At 31.6% G+C, this 18,316-nt stretch carries 15 protein-coding genes and 2 pseudogenes; 4 read left to right on the top strand and 13 right to left on the bottom strand.

Translation table 11 applies throughout. The features are described 5' to 3' along the window. Window positions 1–67: 67 nt before the first annotated feature. Both MHB70_RS11400 and MHB70_RS11395 read right to left on the bottom strand, forming a co-directional pair. The gene (locus MHB70_RS11400; RefSeq protein WP_001048444.1) at window positions 68–817 is read right to left on the bottom strand and encodes an aminoglycoside phosphotransferase family protein; all 750 of its coding nucleotides are present in this window, start codon (window positions 815–817) and stop codon (window positions 68–70) included. A gap of 167 nt (window positions 818–984) precedes the next feature. Then, window positions 985–1,854: a LysR family transcriptional regulator gene (locus MHB70_RS11395; protein ID WP_000403088.1), complete on the bottom strand. Its 870-nt coding sequence runs from the start codon at window positions 1,852–1,854 to the stop codon at window positions 985–987. A gap of 110 nt (window positions 1,855–1,964) precedes the next feature. Here MHB70_RS11395 and MHB70_RS11390 point away from each other — a divergent pair, with 110 nt between their 5' ends. Then, window positions 1,965–2,372, top strand: coding sequence for a tautomerase family protein (locus MHB70_RS11390; RefSeq protein ID WP_001117403.1), 408 nt, complete (start codon window positions 1,965–1,967; stop codon window positions 2,370–2,372). Window positions 2,373–2,416: 44 nt separating this feature from the next. Here the strand turns inward: MHB70_RS11390 and MHB70_RS11385 are convergent, their stop codons facing one another. Further along, window positions 2,417–3,211 carry a VOC family protein gene (locus MHB70_RS11385; protein WP_000627950.1) on the bottom strand — a complete coding sequence of 265 codons (795 nt, stop codon included), beginning with the start codon at window positions 3,209–3,211 and terminating at the stop codon, window positions 2,417–2,419. 245 nt (window positions 3,212–3,456) lie between these two features. Between MHB70_RS11385 and MHB70_RS11380 the strand changes: the two genes are divergently transcribed. Next, the gene (locus tag MHB70_RS11380) at window positions 3,457–3,900 is read left to right on the top strand and encodes a carboxymuconolactone decarboxylase family protein (protein WP_000194102.1); all 444 of its coding nucleotides are present in this window, start codon (window positions 3,457–3,459) and stop codon (window positions 3,898–3,900) included. A 103-nt stretch (window positions 3,901–4,003) separates the two neighbouring features. Here MHB70_RS11380 and MHB70_RS11375 read toward each other — a convergent pair. The 3 genes and pseudogenes from MHB70_RS11375 to MHB70_RS11365 all read right to left on the bottom strand — a co-directional run bounded on the left by MHB70_RS11375 (window position 4,004) and on the right by MHB70_RS11365 (window position 6,334). Beyond that, window positions 4,004–4,834 (bottom strand): annotated as a pseudogene (locus MHB70_RS11375) (alpha/beta fold hydrolase). A gap of 138 nt (window positions 4,835–4,972) precedes the next feature. Further along, window positions 4,973–5,722 carry a class I SAM-dependent methyltransferase gene (locus tag MHB70_RS11370; protein WP_061530003.1) on the bottom strand — a complete coding sequence of 250 codons (750 nt, stop codon included), beginning with the start codon at window positions 5,720–5,722 and terminating at the stop codon, window positions 4,973–4,975. A 273-nt stretch (window positions 5,723–5,995) separates the two neighbouring features. Continuing rightward, the gene (locus MHB70_RS11365; RefSeq protein WP_000365532.1) at window positions 5,996–6,334 is read right to left on the bottom strand and encodes a winged helix-turn-helix transcriptional regulator; all 339 of its coding nucleotides are present in this window, start codon (window positions 6,332–6,334) and stop codon (window positions 5,996–5,998) included. A gap of 195 nt (window positions 6,335–6,529) precedes the next feature. Between MHB70_RS11365 and MHB70_RS11360 the strand changes: the two genes are divergently transcribed. Beyond that, the gene (locus tag MHB70_RS11360; protein ID WP_000011251.1) at window positions 6,530–7,246 is read left to right on the top strand and encodes an SDR family oxidoreductase; all 717 of its coding nucleotides are present in this window, start codon (window positions 6,530–6,532) and stop codon (window positions 7,244–7,246) included. Window positions 7,247–7,442: 196 nt separating this feature from the next. Here MHB70_RS11360 and MHB70_RS11355 read toward each other — a convergent pair whose 3' ends face one another. From MHB70_RS11355 to MHB70_RS11340, 4 genes are all read right to left on the bottom strand, one after another. Next, window positions 7,443–8,255 (bottom strand): MerR family transcriptional regulator, encoded by an 813-nt coding sequence (locus tag MHB70_RS11355; RefSeq protein ID WP_000472652.1) that lies wholly within the window; start codon window positions 8,253–8,255, stop codon window positions 7,443–7,445. A 181-nt stretch (window positions 8,256–8,436) separates the two neighbouring features. Further along, on the bottom strand, window positions 8,437–11,607 hold the full coding sequence (locus MHB70_RS11350; RefSeq protein WP_061530004.1) for an ATP-binding cassette domain-containing protein: 3,171 nt from the start codon (window positions 11,605–11,607) through the stop codon (window positions 8,437–8,439). 79 nt (window positions 11,608–11,686) lie between these two features. Beyond that, window positions 11,687–12,166, bottom strand: a complete 480-nt coding sequence (locus tag MHB70_RS11345; RefSeq protein WP_000879008.1) for an SRPBCC family protein — start codon at window positions 12,164–12,166, stop codon at window positions 11,687–11,689. Between the two features lie 185 nt (window positions 12,167–12,351). Beyond that, on the bottom strand, window positions 12,352–12,915 hold the full coding sequence (locus tag MHB70_RS11340; RefSeq protein WP_098643492.1) for a class I SAM-dependent methyltransferase: 564 nt from the start codon (window positions 12,913–12,915) through the stop codon (window positions 12,352–12,354). A gap of 252 nt (window positions 12,916–13,167) precedes the next feature. Between MHB70_RS11340 and MHB70_RS31150 the strand changes: the two are divergent. Continuing rightward, window positions 13,168–13,251 (top strand): annotated as a pseudogene (locus MHB70_RS31150) (IS3 family transposase); the annotation flags it as partial. Window positions 13,252–13,310: 59 nt separating this feature from the next. Here MHB70_RS31150 and MHB70_RS11335 read toward each other — a convergent pair. The 3 genes from MHB70_RS11335 to MHB70_RS11325 all read right to left on the bottom strand — a co-directional run bounded on the left by MHB70_RS11335 (window position 13,311) and on the right by MHB70_RS11325 (window position 18,259). Beyond that, a complete protein-coding gene (locus tag MHB70_RS11335; RefSeq protein ID WP_341343687.1) occupies window positions 13,311–15,545 on the bottom strand; it encodes a SpaA isopeptide-forming pilin-related protein in 2,235 nt (744 codons plus the stop codon). A gap of 147 nt (window positions 15,546–15,692) precedes the next feature. Further along, window positions 15,693–16,505: a class C sortase gene (locus tag MHB70_RS11330; protein ID WP_080451852.1), complete on the bottom strand. Its 813-nt coding sequence runs from the start codon at window positions 16,503–16,505 to the stop codon at window positions 15,693–15,695. 92 nt (window positions 16,506–16,597) lie between these two features. After that, a complete protein-coding gene (locus MHB70_RS11325; RefSeq protein ID WP_016108471.1) occupies window positions 16,598–18,259 on the bottom strand; it encodes a SpaA isopeptide-forming pilin-related protein in 1,662 nt (553 codons plus the stop codon). Window positions 18,260–18,316 lie beyond the last annotated feature (57 nt).

The following is an 18,316-nucleotide window of genomic DNA, read 5'->3' as shown; positions in this document are numbered from 1 at the left end:
TAGCTACAATAGTTAAACCACATCCTATATAAGGATAATTACTTACTGGATTTTATTTATTTTTTAATTATACATACTGATCTAACACTCCATTTAAATAAACTGCGTTATGCGGAGATATCTTCTCAGCAAATCTAGCTGTAATAATAATTGGAGCCCATTGAAAAATCTCATCTCTTGATAGGCCAGTATTTCTACAATACATATGTAAATACATTTCAGCTAATTCTACTGAGACCTGAGCGTACAATAAGTATGTACGAAATACATCTGCACGGATATCACCTGAACTTGCATCTATCCAGTCTATAATTTTTACGTTATCGTTACTCAAAATCAAATTAAACGGATGAAAATCTCCATGACATAGCCTAGAATCAAATACAATTGAATCTAATTTTTGTAAAATATTTTTCTTTTTGTTTTCATCCAATTTATGAACAGATTTAATTTGACGCTCTAACCTTTCTCTCATTGGTTCCATTTCATCTATATTCACACGTATAGCATGAATCTTTTTTTGTTCATTAACACAAATATTGATGTAATGTTTTGCCTTATTTAGATTATTAAGCAGGAGTTCGCCAATATTTTCTCCTTTTACATATTCCATAATAATTACCTGTCTATTTTGTATCTTTGTCACTTCAAATACGTTCGGAACTGGTAGTCCGCATGAATAAGCATATTTTTGTTTTTTTGCTTCATTTGTAGACTCTGTGTTTGGAAGGTATTCCTCAAATAATTTAATAACTTTATTTTCATGAAGATATATCTTCGCTGTATTTCCTTTGGCTATCAACTCACCTAAATTCAAATCTTCTCCTCCTTAAACTATATAGTATTATTACTACACCTTTATTTTAAATTCACTGTAATGTTAGGGAATCCTTCTACTCATATAAATCCTGTCATTATAAAACCTTTGAAATAATAAATGAAAAATACGTATTAAAAATAGCCATATAATTATTTTCTGCATAATTATAGGGCTACTTTAATGATGTTCATAATTTTTTGTTTCGTTTGACTTAAATAATTTTTATTTTTAGTAGATATTAATATACCAATCGGAATGTTAGAATTAAAACCCTTAATCTTAAAAGATAGTACTTCTTCATTCAAAATTGTACCTTTTGGTATAATTCCTATAGCATTCTCAAAGAGCATTTGTGGAATAAGGTTCAAAGCACTACAATTGTATACTCTCTTAAAAGACAAATTATTTTCCGCTAATAAAGAACTTACAGATTGATATGAAAAACAACTATTTTCACCTACAATTATGGGGTAATCTATAATATCAAATACTTCAACAAAATCTTTTTGTAGTAAAGGATGATTCGGATGGTTTACTATAAATTCAATTTGTTCATCACTTATTGGAGTGAATTTTATATTCGAACTATTATTATGTCCACACACCGCAAAATCGACCTTATTTTGTTTAATCATCTCTGCTAAAAGTGCAGTATTTCCCACTACAAAATCACAATGTATATATGGTTTTTCATCGTTTAAAAACTTTAATATTATTGGAATTAACCTTTTAGCAAAAGATTCTAATAGACCAATCCTTAAACTCCCTCTCTCTTCATTACTAATACGTTGTGCTTGAGATTTGGAATACTCCCAATGTGTTAATAAGTTTTCTACTTCCTCTGCAAAGAGTTTTCCCTCTTCTGTTAATCTCGCATCCCATCCTCTTTCAAATAATAGAAAACCTATTTCATTCTCTAGCTTTTTTATATGTGCTGTTACAGTTGATTGGGCATAGTTTAATTGTTTAGCAGCTTGTGAAAACGTTCCTTCTTCAATAATTTTTTTAAATGTAATTAATTCTTTTATTTCCATTTGACACACCATCTTTATCGATTTTATTGATAATAAGTTAATATATTTTCAATTATACAAATGAAATGATTGGAAGTAAAATGAATTCAAAAGAAAGGAAGTGCTCTAATATGCCATTTGTTACTGTTTATCATCCTGAAGAATTATCCGATAATAAGTTATTAAAAAATGTAAGTATCAAAATCCATCATTCATTAATGGAACATTTTAATATCCCCGAAAACGATTATTTCCAAATGTTTTTACCTTATGCATCCCATCAGCTGTTTTATGATTCTTCTTATCTATTAGAGGATTCAACAAAACGATCTAATAATATGATTTATGTTTCAATTACGTGTGGACCAGGAAGAACAATGAATCAAAAAAAGGATTTGTATAATGCTATAGCAACTACCACGGCTACTATATTACACATCTCTAGTGCTGATGTTTTCATTACTTTACATGAGACATCAATTGAGAACTGGTCATTTGGTCAAGGAATAGCTCAAATGTTACATCAACATAATAACTAGATTTTATATTCTTTAAAACAATATAAACTTACCGCTCTCTATAACTAAATAGAAAGTGGTAAGTGTAATTTACTAGCAATATCAGAACGGAACTCTGGTGTATACAAGACAGTAAACGTATATCCCTGCTCAATAAATAATACTTCATTATGTTTACATTCATATGGAACACTATTTTTCTTCAAATTATTTTGTATTCGTTGTAAAAATGCTTGATCTGGTGTTCCGAAAGAAACATGTACTTTTGGTGGTAAAGCTTTCATAGCAATTGGAATCCAAGCTCGCTGCCACCAAGTTGCAACAATGTATGCAGTGCCACCTATAACAAAGTTAAAAATGTCCCCATCTTCCATCGTTTTCATATTTAGATTTGATTTCAACCACTCCGTAAATACAGGTACACTTTTAACAGGAAGACCAATTTCCCTTACGTATAAAACGTTTAACGGTGAATGTGAAACTAATACCTCTTCATTAATATAACTATGTGCGATAATTTCAAGAAGATTTCCATCACCGTCTTTAAAGTATAAATTGAATCGACCGCTCTCCTCGTCAATTGTATGACCATCTTTCCATTTCACAATGAGTAAACCAGATCCTTCAAGCCAGTTTGCTGTTTCTTGAAATTTTGAATATGGAATCTCAAAAGCGAAATGCGCAGGTGCAATTGGTTCATACACTTCCTGAAAACTAATTGTTGTGTATGGCGTTACTTCAAATTGAATAAATGATGCTGTTTCTTTTTTTATCGGAAAAGATAATATATCTCTGTATACTTGTTTTACTCCTTCTATAGAAACAGTTTGTAGTTTAATATCTGAAATGTGTGTAATCATTATAATAAACCTCCAAATTCATTATTTCTATTAGTATTGTATTTCAAAAACTAACAGGAAAAATCCATCTGGAGATTGAAACTTTAATTAACAAACTACTACTTTTGTATTAGAACTGTTGCGTTAACATTTCAGCTAATACAATCTAAGCTTTAAGCAGTTTGCGTTTTAGTACAAATAATTAGTATGAACGACCACTTCAAGATATAATGAATAATATTTTAAGCTAAAAGGAGTGTTGTGTTGTGACGCAAAGAATTTCTTACTATGATGCTGCACCTGATGCTATGAAAATTATGATGGACATGGAAAAGTACACAAAACAATCCACGATTAATCGAACGACTAGAGAACTTATTAAAATTAGAGTTTCTCAAATCAATGGCTGTGCTTACTGCATAGATTTACATACATCTGATGCACGAAAAATGGGAGAGACTGAACAAAGAATTTATTGCTTAAGTACTTGGGGTGAATGTACTTTTTATACAGCGGAGGAAAAAATCGCAATTGAATTAGCTGAGCATATTACACTTATTCCTACTAAAAGAGTTCCTGATTCCCTATACAAACGAGTATGTGAACATTATGATGAAAAACAATATATTGACCTTGTCTTGATTATTAATCAAATTAATAGTTGGAATAGAATTTCTATCGCGATGGGAAATACACCGGCAAAAAAATAACACTTTAAGCAAACAACTTGCTCAATACGTTTTATTACATCCACTTCAAAAAGGTTGATTCTAATACATTACAAGAATCAACCTTTTTAAATTATATTGGACTTTACCAATGTTTTCTTATTTCTTCTACTATAACCTCCGGATAATCCCAATGTAACAGATGGGTAGAATTCGGGATTAGTTTTACTGTCGCTTTTGTTCTCTCACTAAAAATACTCGCTGTCTTCCCTCTATACTCATCCCAAATTTCTGGTACTGTAGCACGAAGTAATATTATATTAGATGGTAACTCCTCATATATATCCATTATTTCATCCTTGTGCATACCCTTTACGATATTACCAGCTGTTGTACCCCTCGCATGCCAACATACTTTATTATCTATTTCTATACCAAGATCCTTAACTGCAAGTTCTAATAATGGAGACCATCTTGTATACACTTCTTTTTCACTTTTAAAGAAATCATCCCAACTATTAAATACATACTCTTCAAAGTCCTTTTCATAATAAGCAATTTCTTCTTCCAACGTTTCTTCTTGAAGCCTTTTCGTTTGGTACCCTCCATCAATGAGAATACTCCCTAATACCTTTTCTGGATTATGTAACAAATAAAATAGCGCTACAAAACTTCCCCACGAATGTGATAGAAAATAAAAATGTTCAATTTTCAGTTCATTTATTATTTCATTTAACCAATTTGCTAAGTTTTGCATCTCATAATCTTCTGTTCTTTCAAATGGCGGTGTTTTACCATGCCCAGGTGCATCAATGGATATAAGTCTATACTCTTCCTTTAGTTTTTCTGCGATTTATATAAAACTTAAACTTGTACTACCTAATCCATGTAAACAAAAAATAACGGGTTTATCATTTTCTCCCCACTCAGTAATATGTACGTTTAATTTTTCATTGTTAATATAGTAACGTTTCAAAACAGTTATCCTCCATATTTTAATTTTCAAATTTACATTATGATTATTTCTACTTTTTTCAAGTTTACCCTGCTTTTTTCTATACAAAAAAGCAAATTTTCTTTAAAAGAAAATCTGCCTTTACGCTAATGTATATTATTATTTAACAGCAATAATCATAAACCTCTTTGAATTCGTACGAATCCCCTTTTCAGAACTATTCGCGTCGATGAACTTTTGTAAAATAGTAAAATCCTCTTCCTCTTCTCCAAAATTAGGAATAATAGGCGTATGTTTTAATAAAAAAATGAGATCTTCAGGTGTACTGTAATAATCGGTAACATCATATTCACGTACTTGCACGAGTTCAAATCCTGCACTAATAAGTTCACTCATATACTTTTCTTTTAAAGTGCCATCTCTTTCACCTAAGCATTGTCCTCTGCCAAATGCTTCTTTAAGGTTTAATTTATCATGTTCACAAACTTGTTGTGTTAAGAAAAAAGCACCTTTTTTCATTACTTTTGCTAACTCAGATGCTAGAAACGGTGCATGACAACTAGAAGCAATATCAAAATAAGCATGCGGAAACGTTAAAGCTTCAGAACCCATTTGGAGAAGCTCAACATTTTGTACACCTACTTTTTTCAAGTTGGAATGTGCTGTTTCAATCATGCCATTAGAATTATCTATTCCAATTAACAATTTAGCTGAAGATGCTATGTTAAGTACATTCTCTCCTCCACCTGTACCTACATCAAGTAGCATGTCTGATGGTTTGCATCTTTCTTTCACTTCGCCATAAAAGTCCCAAGTGTCTCCTACCGTTTCACATTTCAGCTTACTGAAATCCCACCCATTTAATCTTCCTACTTTATCATAAAAGTTTTTGTATTCTAATTCGTTCATTTTATTATTTCCCCTTTGTAAAATGCATGAAATGTTTAATACTGACGATCCTCGATATAGACTCATAGTTTATATTCTCGTAAAGCTTCTTTTATATCTAGTATGCATTTTTTCAGCCCCGAACAACTAGTTACTTCGAATAATATAGGATTTCATCTACCCCATCTCAATTCGAAGATTCTATGTATAATAACATGGTTTAATTATATATAATAAAATATAAATTATCAAAAAAATACCTTTCCGCAAAATCATTTAGTTTACATAATAATTTTATAGTCTATTTTTATCGATGAATTCTAAATGTCCTCTACCCCAACCACACATACTATCCAACACCGTGCTTACCGTTTTTCCATGCTCAGATAAACTATATTCTACTTTAGGTGGTATTTCTTGATACATTTCACGTTTTATTAGTTGATCTTGCTCTAATTCACGAAGCTGCTTCGCTAATGTTCCTTGAGATATATCGGGTATTAATCTCTTTAATTCACCAAACCGTTTCGTTCCATCTGTTAGCAAAATAAATAAAATCAATGGCTTCCATTTCCCACCGATTATTTGTAATGTCGCTATTACCCCTTTTAATTTAGGTTCTTGTAAATCCATCTTCTCACCTCTCCCATCCCATCATAGATCATAATAAATCATTTTTCATGTTTATTTCTCCGTTCACTACTTCATTAGTACGAAAGTTGCGACTAAGTACAAGTAAAGTGCCTACTTTTCAATAACCATTTTTTAACGAATAATAAAAGCAACACATATTTATTTTTAATTTTATATTAAGGGAGAGGCTTAATCATGTCTTTTACTACATTAAAAGATAAACAAATCGTTATTATTGGTGGAAGTTCTGGTATTGGATTAGCGACAGCAACACAAGCAGTTGAACAAGGCGCACATGTTATTATTGCCGGACGCTCGGAAGAAAAGCTAAAGGCTGCTCAAGAATTAATAAATAACAATCACCTTCAAACTTATGTATTGGATAATCAAAATAAAGAGCAATTACAAAATTTTTTCAAAGATGTCGGGAAATTTGATCATTTATTTACACCGGGGGCTTCTTACACACTTGGACCAATAACCACTACAGAGGAAATTGCTGAAAGTAGCTTTATCGGAAAGTTTTGGCCTCAATATTATGCCGTGAAATATGCCATTCCTTTTCTTTCAAAATCAGGATCTATCGTGTTAATGTCTGGTGCATTTAGCCAAAGGCCACTTAAAGGTGCTCCTGCTTATGGAGCTTGTAATGGTGCTATTGAAAGTTTAGGAAAAGCTTTAGCTGTTGAATTAGCTTCGATTAGAGTTAATGTTGTTTCTCCTGGAACGATACAAAGAGAGAATGAACAAAACGAAAAAAGACTAGCTGCTTATGAAGATTATAAGTCTCTTTCTCTTGTAAAAAGACCTGGGCATAATGATGAAATTGCACATACTGTCCTGTTTTTAATGCAAAATGAGTTTACTACGGGTAGTGTATTATTTCCTGATGGAGGATACACATATCATTAAATTAATTTTATTCACCTGTATATTATCTTAAGGGCTTTACTTAAAACACAATTTCAATTAGATGAAAAATATTTTTAAGTACCTCATTTATTCTCACATTCAAACTTATAGTGAATGAATCCAACAGACACACCATTTTTCTATACACTTTTGAGTACAATAAAATAAAAAAGGCATAAAATATGCCTTTTTTTGCTTATTTGTTGATTGGATAACAAACCTCTGTAACCCACTTATTAGGATCCGTTTCCATCGCTGGGCTCACATGATAAATATTAAACATTGGGCCTGCTAATTCGTAACCTTCCGTCTCAATCCATTTTGCGGCTGCTTCATTTACGTTTGTCATTTGTTCATAACTTCCGCTTACTGTTATAGAAGCTACTTTGATTGGCTCTATTTTTTGAAAATGAACATCTTTTGTATTTTCATGCTTTCCTAAGATATTTAGCTGTATTTCTATATCCACATCATTTTCTTTGTATTCTTGATCATGGAAGACAGCGATACTATAACTCGGGTGAGCCATACTAATATTTTTCATATGAATTTCTTGCATTAAAATACTCCATAAATCGCCTTCACAATTATACGATGGAATAACCTTTCTAACAGTAGCTACATTTCTTTCTGGAATTTCTTTTATTGAAACATGATAGTTCATCTCAACAACATCCTCTCTCATCGTTTTCATTGAGTTTCCGAGGAGACGTAATTGTTTTTGGAGGTTATTCATGTCTTCTTTAATTTGAGTACTACGATTTAGAAATTGCTCCTTTATACTATCCATATTATCGCATTCTATTATTTTTTTAATGGTAGCGATATTAAACCCCATATCTTTAAACGTTTGAATTTGATTTACTTTCTTTAGTTGAGCCGCTGAATAATATCGATAACCACTTTGCTCATCGACTTTTACTGGCTGTAATAGCTCCACTTTATCGTAGTGTCTCAACATACGTATACTAATGGAAGATAATTTTGAAAAATCTCCAATTTTAAACATGGTTTCCTCCTAAAAATTCTGTCTACTTCGAATCTCAACTTTATTTTAAACAATGACATCGTGTGAGAGTCAACTACTTTTAACGATTAAAACAACAATTAAATATATTATATTTACATAATTAAAATCACGTATTATCAATTTAAAACAGATCAGTTCAACTAAATACAAGTAGTGCAACTTAATTATTTTTCTCCAGACATTCATAAACCACCATCATATCTCGTTTATCCAACTCACGAATACGATTAAAAATCGGTATTTGTGCAACGGCCTCCGTTAATAAACTTTCATCCACAACATCACTAACTGTTCCAGTTAACCATGTTTGCACATCTATGCCATCAACAATTTCTTTAAGCCCTTCATCATTAATACCACTTGCATTACAAGTGACACATGGAATTGTTAATTTAAACACGCCATCATGTAGGTTATCTTCAGTTATAACTTTCTTTCCGTTACAGAATGGACATGGGTTGCTTTTTTTAATTTTATTAATTTGTGTAACTAATTTTTTGTAACCAAATGCTTCGTAAACATATGTTAGTTTTTTATATTTTCCATTTGTGAAATACTGATCTATAATGGTTTCTCTTGTTTCATACACATTAGAAAAATCACAAATAGTTACTTGATTATTGGCGCTAATGGATTCTATATTCCCTTTAATTTCGTCCCAGAATGGTAAAACATTTTGTAACACTATTTCATAATTTGAAAAACTTGCTTGTTCTAATTCGAACATTTTCAGTGCAACTTGCACTTTTCTTGGCAATAAAGAAACATCTTCCGTCAATCTCATATCTCCACCTATTATAGACTTCAATTTAACGAGTGCCGGTAAATTACCAACTGTGTTCAACACTTCATCCATAGGCTGATTAATTATTTCACGAATATCTGAGTTTCCAAACTTAAGCGATTTATGATGATTTAAAACCGTCCCCTCACAAATTGGACATGTCACGATTTCTTTAGATTCCTTAATTTGTTCTTTAATAGCTGCTTTAGAAATCACAATATATCCACCAATGATCGTATTAAATCCTACCCATGTTCTACGTGTCTTACCTTTCTTATCATAAAATGATTTTTCAAAATACCCGTACCAAAATGTATGTTTTTCCTCTTCTGACATATCATTATAGCTCTTTGATAAATCATGACCGAGTTCATTTTTAATTTCTTCAAATAAAAATTCTATTTTTTCATATTGATAAAATTTCAATACTTTCATGATTTCCGGATCGAATAAACCACCCCAAAATGGAACATTTTTATCTTGTATTGTAATGTCTTTATTAAAGATTTCAATCTTAAGGCGACCTGAACAAGACGGACAGTGATTATCCTGTGAATAAAAATCAAAACTTCTCGTATCTTTATTGGTTGGATGGGAAGCTATAATTTGATTAATTAATCCACCAATCTCATATAAGAAACTATATTGACTATACAAATGTCTTTCAAGATCAATAGCAATTATTGGTGCAATTGTATCAGATTCATATTCGCCATAAATTAATCGGGCCATTGATGATAAACTTTTTAAAATACCACCCTTATAAACGTTTTCAGCATTTTTAAAATAGTTATTATGATTTTCTTTTACATAGTGAATTCCTTCTTTACGCTTTAGCGTTGAAGAAATATGTATTTGCGCAGCCTTTTTCACACTACTCTTTTGACGATAATAATCATTATGACTAATAACATCAAGATGTTCTACAGATTCAAGCTGTCTTTTCCCAAAATCAACAATGTAATCCGAACTTTCTAGCATGTAACTATTATGTTCAATCATTATGATTGAGACTGATTCATCTTGTAAAATCCCTCTGACACTATCTATAAATTGATTTAAAATATTTTGTGATAAACCTTTTGAAGGCTCATCAAAAATAAATAAAGTATGTGGGTTTCTTGTGTTGGCAAATAACTCCGACACTAAATGAACACATTGAAACTCACCTGTTGATAATGTTTGTGTTTTTCTTTCTAATGTTAAATAGCCGAGTCCTAATTTGATTAGTAAACTCAAGCGTTTATATGCGATATCTTCATTTGGAAGGTCATCAATAATATCCTCAATTGAACGTTCAAAAATATCATCAATTTCTTCACTATACTTTGTCAGTTTCTTTTTAATATCAAGGAAAGTAGCAACGGTTGATCGACTTGTAATTGACTGATTGCGATCTTGTCCTACCATAACAAGTTTGTCTTTTGGATATCGCTTTTGAAAATCTTTAGCGATACATTCATTAACAAGTGTAGATTTTCCACATCCTGATTCCCCTGTAACAGTTACAAGTCTATTTCTAGGAATCTGAAACTTAGTCATTTGGATATTTCGACAATATAATTCATGGAATGTATAATATTCTGTTGGCATTTCGTTATTTCGTTCTGATAGTAATGGCTTTGGCCTTGGTGATTCTTTCACAATTTTCCCGCCATATTTTCCACTACCAGGTCCAAAGAATAATTGCTCATCAGTTGTATCCAGTACTGTATCTGAATGATCAATGAGCCAAATTTGATTTTTGCACCCTAATTTTTTGATCTCTTCTAATATTTGTAATAATGTTACGTGATCAAGCCCCACAGAAATCTCATCAATAATAATTACTGCATTTTCACTTACTGCCATGAATTCAGCTAAGTAAAGTCGTGTTAATTCTCCACCTGACAACGTACCCATAATTCGATTTAATGTTAAATAGCCAATGTTCATATTAATAATATTTTGCAGTATATGCTGTTTTTCTTCACTAATATTTAATTCTTTTGCTAGTGAAAGAATAGATTCAACACTTAAATCATTAATATTTGAAATTGAATGCGGATTAGCGAACAAATCAATTTCATATTGTTCAATTTCTTCACTATAACGTTTTCCCTTACATTTTTTACACTCAACATTTTTTGTAGTACCACGACCTTTACAACCAGTACACCACCCTAGTTGATTATTAAATGAAAAGACCTCTGGAGAAAGATTAAATACTTCAGCAAGTTTTTCCCGAACCGCTGTAAAAACACCAGTATGAGTACCAATCGTTGAACGCGGATTAGACGAAATCGATGATTTTCCTAGAAAAAGTACTAATGGCATTTCTTCCATCTTAATAGCACTAAAATTTGTTTCCATAATGTTAGGAAATAAATATTGATATTCAGCCTTTGGTAATAAAGAAACTAATCGTTTTTTTGACTCTTCACCAATTGTTTGGCAAAAAGTTGTTTTACCTGATCCAGATAAACCAGCAATTCCTAACGATTTATTAAATGGTATAGTTGCATCCAATTTATTTATGTTATTTGCAATTAATTGATTTACTTTCATATTAACCTCTATTCTTATCTTCTTAAAAAATCATTTTTATAATATAATAATTACATAATTAATATTACCTATTATGTAATTATCCTTTCAGTTCATGAATCTTGACCTTGTATTTTTCAAACCATTGTTGCCACTCATCTTTTGGAAATTCTTTCTCTTTTCCTTCTAACACGGAAGAAAAAAGTTCTAAACAAATATGCCAACCAGCAATATCTTTCGGTGTATGATCTGTTAATTCATGAATGAATTCTTTAAGAAGTAATAGGGATCCATTTCCTGCTTTATGTATTTCAAATCGGACACGATCTTTATCCCATTTGAATTCAAGTACTGCATTTAGTTGACACTCTAAAATATCAATATTTAAAAATGAACCATCCATCATATCGAACTTTATCATTCCACCTGTTTTAAGGTTTTCAATCTGCAAATTAGACATCCATTTTTTAAGCTTACTGTTTTCAGTTAACACAGACCAAACTTCCTCTATCGTATAAGGAAATTGGCGTTGAAATTTTACAATATACCCATTAGATTGTTTCTCTATCTCAGCTAACATATTTATTCCCCTCACTCTCGCGCAGAATATATGTTCTTATTTTACACGAATTTATACATAAAAGAAATCTATATGGCAACTAAATATTAATTTAATGTGTAGATGACATTTTGAAAATTGATTTATTATAAATAAAAAAGCCGCATTTGCGACTCATGAACTAATACCTACTTTATTTGAATGACTTATCTTTTAATTGCGTCAACAATTAACGATGGAAAACCAAGTTTATCGCCTCGATTCCTAGAATCATACCTTTTCGAACGGAAAATAACCCCGTCATTCGCATCCCAGTCGTTGTAATAAAATTGACCATTTTCATCACAATACTCAAGTAGAACTACCTCAAATCCAGCCGTTTCAAACATTTTCGTTAATGTTTTGTAATTATGAACTATTTTATGACTTGCAGCAGGATGATCTTTCGGCCCAGGTCCGCCTATTTGAACTATATTTTGGTATGTTTCATCCGGAAAAAATGCATCAGGGACGCCGCATCGAATATGACCTGATGGTTTTAAAAATTCATAACAAATTTCAGCTGCTTTTACACCTTCTTCAAACGTAAGATGTTCCCATACGTGCTCAGCTAAAATAGCTGAAATGGAATTGTATTCAAATCTTTCTTCCCAAGTGGTATTGTCTAGTAAATTAAGTTCTTCTTCTTGCGTTTGAATCCAACCTGGATTATTATTAAACACTCCAGCTCCAACTACTACTTTAATTTCATCTTGTTTTATTACCATCATTTTCACCCCGTAAACATTTTGATTTATTAATATATTCTATGTTTACTATAACCTTTCCTGCTTCAACAAATTAAGAAACATATATCCCTCCTCTAATATGAAAGAAAAGTTTAAAGTTGTTTCCGAATGAACTAAGAAGCAAATTGGATTTATTAAATAAAACCATTCAGTCGAATGTAACTTTTCTATTATTCCGTTATGTGGTACTTTAGCGAAAAAATAAATTGTTAAACGTCATAAAAATATAATGATTATTATCACAACAAACGAATTAAGGGGAAATTCAGTAGCATGAGCCCGGTACAATACCGAATTCATGCCATTAAAATTGTCTAATGCAAAATCTGTCTAATTTTATGAAAACAGTTCATTATATATACTGTTTTCATAACTATTTACACATGATTTTTCTTAGAGAAATATAACACACCAAACATTACCAAAATACCAACCACATAAAAAATTGTTGTACCGCTGCCACCAGTATTAGGAATCATCCAATTATTCTTCGCATTTTTTACTGTTATTTTTTGTGTCCTTACTGCCTCTGTAATTTCTACCTCTATTGGATCTCTAAGTAACATATATCCATTTGGTGCTTTTATTTCTTTAATCGTATATTTTCCTAGTACTAATTGCCTGGAAATCACCTTTCCTTTTTCATCTGTTTTTAATCTAGCAACTTCTTTCCCTTCTTTATTTAACACTTGAAATACAGCACCTTTTAGTTTTAAATTGATATCCTTGTCATCAACTTTCTCAATTTCAATTTTCCCTATTGGATCTGGCAATTTCTTATTTCCTATTTTCATTTCTATTACTTTATCTTTTTCTACTTTTACAGCTACTTTATCTTTCAATAATTCATAACCTTTAGGCGCTTCTATTTCCACTAGGCTATAGTTTCCTATTGGTAAATCTTTAGATATCGTTTCTCCTTTTTCCTCTGTTATTAACTCCCCAACTACTTTTCCGTTTGAATCTTCTATATAAAACTTTGCTCCTGCTAGCTTTTTATTTTTATCATTTGTGTCTACTTTCACCAGCTTTATTTTCCCTATTGGATCTGGCAATTTTTTATTTCCTATTTTCATTTCTATTACTTTATCTTTTTCTACTTTTACAGCTACTTTATCTTTCAATAATTCATAACCTTTAGGCGCTTCTATTTCCACTAGGCTATAGTTTCCTATTGGTAAATCTTTAGATATCGTTTCTCCTTTTTCCTCTGTTATTAACTCCCCAACTACTTTTCCGTTTGAATCTTCTATATAAAACTTTGCTCCTGCTAGCTTTTTATTTTTATCATTTGTGTCTACTTTCACCAGCTTTATTTTCCCTATTGGATCTGGCAATTTTTTATTTCCTATTTTCATTTCTATTACTTTATCTTTTTCTACTTTTACAGCTACTTTATCTTTCAATAATTCATAACCTTTAGGCGCTTCTATTTCCACTAGGCTATAGTTTCCTATTGGTAAATCTTTAGATATCGTTTCTCCTTTTTCCTCTGTTATTAACTCCCCAACTACTTTTCCGTTTGAATCTTCTATATAAAACTTTGCTCCCACTAATTTTTTATCATCATTATTACTATCTACTTTTTTTATTTTTATTTTTCCTGTACTAGGCTTGTTCCAATGTTTCCAGTTAAATTTGAAATTGTGAAATTCGAATCCACCAGTTTGTTGCACTGTACCGACAAATGCTTGTCCATTAATTGAACCGCCTTTTGTTTCTAATACAGCATTTGGAGCAAATACACTTCCAACAACACCATACCCCTCTGCTGTGATTTTTTTCGCATTAGGAAAAACCCAAACCACTTTCCCATATAGCTCAGTAAATGGTGAATCAGAAGAATAGGGTTGTGATGTAGGAATTATATCCGTAGCCCTTCCTATATCGTTCGTGTCATATAAAATAGACCCCTTATTAAAGGTAATCTCTCTTGCATCCGAATACATAACAATAAAATCTTTGTCCTTAGCATTGGGTAAAAATACATCTCTTATTTCTAAATTTATTTTCCCTGTCAATTCTGATGAAACATAAATATTAGGATTGTTTATCTCTTTTCCAATGCCAAAACTCATGTTTGGAATTGGGGTATTCGTTTTATATTGACCTGCATCTTGATTGACTTGGTTCACTATGTTACGAAACTCATTGAATTTCGCATCAATTTCTTGTTTTTCTTTAAAAACAATACGATCATAAGAAGATTGTATTGTACGATCTGGATCACTCTCTTTTGTCATAACGACTATTCCGTTTTGAATGATAAAAGATTCCTCTCTTGATTTTTTAAATTTTCCAGACAATAACAAAGACGGATATCCTTCATCACTCCATTTTTCGCCAACTATATTAGATGTACCTGCCGCTGCACCTACAATCGTATAACCTGATGCATCCATATCACCTTGAACTGCGATTGCACCTTCAACGTCTCCACCAACTGCTTTATGGTTACCAAAGATAACTGCATTATAACGCGATATGTCACCTAAACCTTTTAAGTCTACCATGGATCCATAAACTTCTTTTGGTACATATATGACAAAACTTACACATATCATTAACAAAACCATTAAATGAATACTTACCAGCTTTAATCGTAGCCTCAATTTCCTTGTTCCCACCTTTACCGTATTTTTCTACTGTCAAAAAAAGTGAACATTAATCAGTGTGGATTTACTTCATCCCTTCTATACCTTCCTTACTTATCCCTAAATTAATGGATCCACTGCCCGTTATTGCGGGATACATGCAATTTATCTAGTTATTTTTTTCTTATAAATTACGACTAGAAACGCACATAACAATAGGATTGGAACTATTACAACTATTACCGTCCACTTATTAAACATAAATACCTCTGTACTTATTTCTTGTTTTTCTTTCTGGTTGAACTCTACACGCTCACCTCGAACGAGCAATCTATTTGTATTTACTCCATAAGGCGTACATGTAATTAATGTTGTATAATCTTTATTTTCCACAATTTTCAAATCGTCCGTTTCGTGTGGTAAAACTACTTTAATTTGATCTACTTTATAAGCAAGAATTTTGTCTAAAGAGTGAATATAAAAAAGATCTCCTTCACTTAACTTATCTAAATCTGAAAATAACTTTGTTGATGGTAAACCACGATGTCCGGTTAAAATAGTGTGCGTATTCTCACCACCTACCGGGAGTGACGAATAATCTAAATGACCTATCCCCCGACTCAATACTTCTTCAGAGGTACCTTGATAGATTGGCAGTTTTATTTTAATTTTCGATATTTCAATATACCCCATTACATCACCTAAATTTAACGCATCGGCATACGCTTGTTGATTTCTATTTTCCTCAGCAAATGGATCTGCAAATGTTTTCGTGGAAGTTTGAACTTGTTTATTATAGTCGGCTGCTTCTTTTTCCCTACGTTCAATTTCTTTCTTTTGTAGCGCTTTAATCTTCTTATCATAAGAACTAATCTCAGAATAATGAGCACGAGTCGCCAACCAATTACTAATAGTAGGATATAAAAAAATACCTAATCCAAATAAAAAAATACCTCCTAAAAAAAGATTTCGTTTCATATTTCCACCTCTGTATATACTAAAATACCGAAAAGAGGAAAGCATTTTGCTTCTCCCCTTTTCACATCACATGGTTACATGTTCCTAAAACTTTATTTATTAGCAAATTTTTTTCTAAAGAAAACAAACGCTGCTGTAACCATTAACGTAAGGCCTAGTACAGTAAAAAGAGTCGTTCCTATTCCACCGGTTACTGGAAGAATCCATCCACTTTTATTATTTTCTATCGTTAATTTAACCGTTTGATTATTTTCGCTAACCTTTACATCAATTGGGTCTTTTAATAATTGATAAGAAGCTGTTTTACCATCTTCTTTTGTATATGTTGGTGCTTTTGTTTCAAAAATTTGATAGTCTCCGTATGGAATGTTAGACCACTTAATAACACCATTTTCATCTGATACACCTATTACTTCTTTTCCTGCTACAACAACTATTTTCCCATTTTTATCTTTAAGTACAAACTCTGCACCTTTTAATTTCTTCTTATTATCACCATCAATTTTTGATAACTCAATAATTCCAGTTGTCGGAACAACAACTACTGGTTTAGATTCTTTTTCTCCAATTACATCATTTTTATTTGTAAAATCAATTTTTGCTATATTTAAAATTTCCGAACTAGATGGTACTCCTTCTTTTACTTGTGATTTAATTTGTAAATGAAATTCTTTTTTACCATCTAATTTTGTAAAATCTTTTACTGTAGCTGTTACTTTTTGACCTTCTACAGCTACATCTACAACGCTTGCATTTACTTCCGCTCCATCAATCTTCACGATTGGCTTTCCTTGCATCACTAATCGATTGTCCAAAGTATCTGTTACCACATATTTTTTGTATTCTTTAATGTCTTCTGGAATTAATGTTTTAATATCATAATTGTAATTAGTTAACGGATTTATTGGTAACGCTTCCAAATTACCATTAATCTTTTTATCAATAGTTGGTTCTTCATAGTTTTTCAATTCTACTTTAACTACTGTACCAGAAGTAATTGTTCCATCTTCATTAATTGTTCCTGAGTTCTTAATAAAAAACTCGCGTTTAGTTGGATCTATTACATAGCCTTTCGGAGCTTTTGTTTCTTGGAAATAGTATTCTCCATACTCTAATCCTTGCACACGAATATGACCATTAGCATCCGTTACTAAATCTTTTTTCACTTCTGTTCCATCTTTTTTAAATACAGAGAATGCTGCACCCGCTAATGCTTTATCGTTTGCACCAGTTTTTATTAAATCAACTGCACCGCGTTTAATCTCATTTTTTGGATACATATGAACATCATAGTTTAACACCTTACCCTCTTTATTCGTTAATGGAATATCTACTGTATACGTATTTGGATTTAGGTTAACATGTGGAGGGCCTGCCACCTCTTTCACTTCATAACGTCCTAGCGGAAGATCTTTTAATACAGCTTGTCCGTTATCATCAGTTACTACTTGAGATGGAGTTGCCCCCGTTACAGGTTTCACATCTTCTTTCACGATTTTCCCATCATTTGAAATTTTTTCAAACGATGCAACCTTTTTTACTTCAAACGTTACACCTTTTAACGGCTTCACATTTGTTGGCACCTCTTGATTTGCGGAACCATCACCTTCTACTCCTGTTGTTCCCTCTTTTTCTTGTTCGTACTTATGAATTGTTAAAGAACCTTTGGTTGGTGAAGCTGCCTTTACTAATTCATTAGACCACGCTGAAAATGTTAAGAATACAACTAGAAGCACACTTAATATTTTTTTCATTTCTCTATTATCCCCTTTACTACTTCTATCATTTTAAAAATCTATTTTTTACTATTA

The organism is Bacillus sp. FSL M7-1020, assembly GCF_038050415.1.
Lineage (GTDB): Bacteria > Bacillota > Bacilli > Bacillales > Bacillaceae_G > Bacillus_A > Bacillus_A toyonensis.
This window is presented reverse-complemented; position numbering and strand designations above follow the sequence as displayed.

Coding starts and splice junctions, on each gene's coding strand:
- MHB70_RS11370 (WP_061530003.1), bottom strand. CDS start 5,722: ATGAACGAATTAGAATACAAAAACTTTTATGATAAAGTAGGAAGATTA.
- MHB70_RS11355 (WP_000472652.1), bottom strand. CDS start 8,255: ATGTTTAAAATTGGAGATTTTTCAAAATTATCTTCCATTAGTATACGT.
- MHB70_RS11385 (WP_000627950.1), bottom strand. CDS start 3,211: ATGATTACACACATTTCAGATATTAAACTACAAACTGTTTCTATAGAA.
- MHB70_RS11395 (WP_000403088.1), bottom strand. CDS start 1,854: ATGGAAATAAAAGAATTAATTACATTTAAAAAAATTATTGAAGAAGGA.
- MHB70_RS11360 (WP_000011251.1), top strand. CDS start 6,530: ATGTCTTTTACTACATTAAAAGATAAACAAATCGTTATTATTGGTGGA.
- MHB70_RS11365 (WP_000365532.1), bottom strand. CDS start 6,334: ATGGATTTACAAGAACCTAAATTAAAAGGGGTAATAGCGACATTACAA.
- MHB70_RS11390 (WP_001117403.1), top strand. CDS start 1,965: ATGCCATTTGTTACTGTTTATCATCCTGAAGAATTATCCGATAATAAG.
- MHB70_RS11350 (WP_061530004.1), bottom strand. CDS start 11,607: ATGAAAGTAAATCAATTAATTGCAAATAACATAAATAAATTGGATGCA.
- MHB70_RS11340 (WP_098643492.1), bottom strand. CDS start 12,915: ATGATGGTAATAAAACAAGATGAAATTAAAGTAGTAGTTGGAGCTGGA.
- MHB70_RS11330 (WP_080451852.1), bottom strand. CDS start 16,505: ATGAAACGAAATCTTTTTTTAGGAGGTATTTTTTTATTTGGATTAGGT.
- MHB70_RS11345 (WP_000879008.1), bottom strand. CDS start 12,166: ATGTTAGCTGAGATAGAGAAACAATCTAATGGGTATATTGTAAAATTT.
- MHB70_RS11325 (WP_016108471.1), bottom strand. CDS start 18,259: ATGAAAAAAATATTAAGTGTGCTTCTAGTTGTATTCTTAACATTTTCA.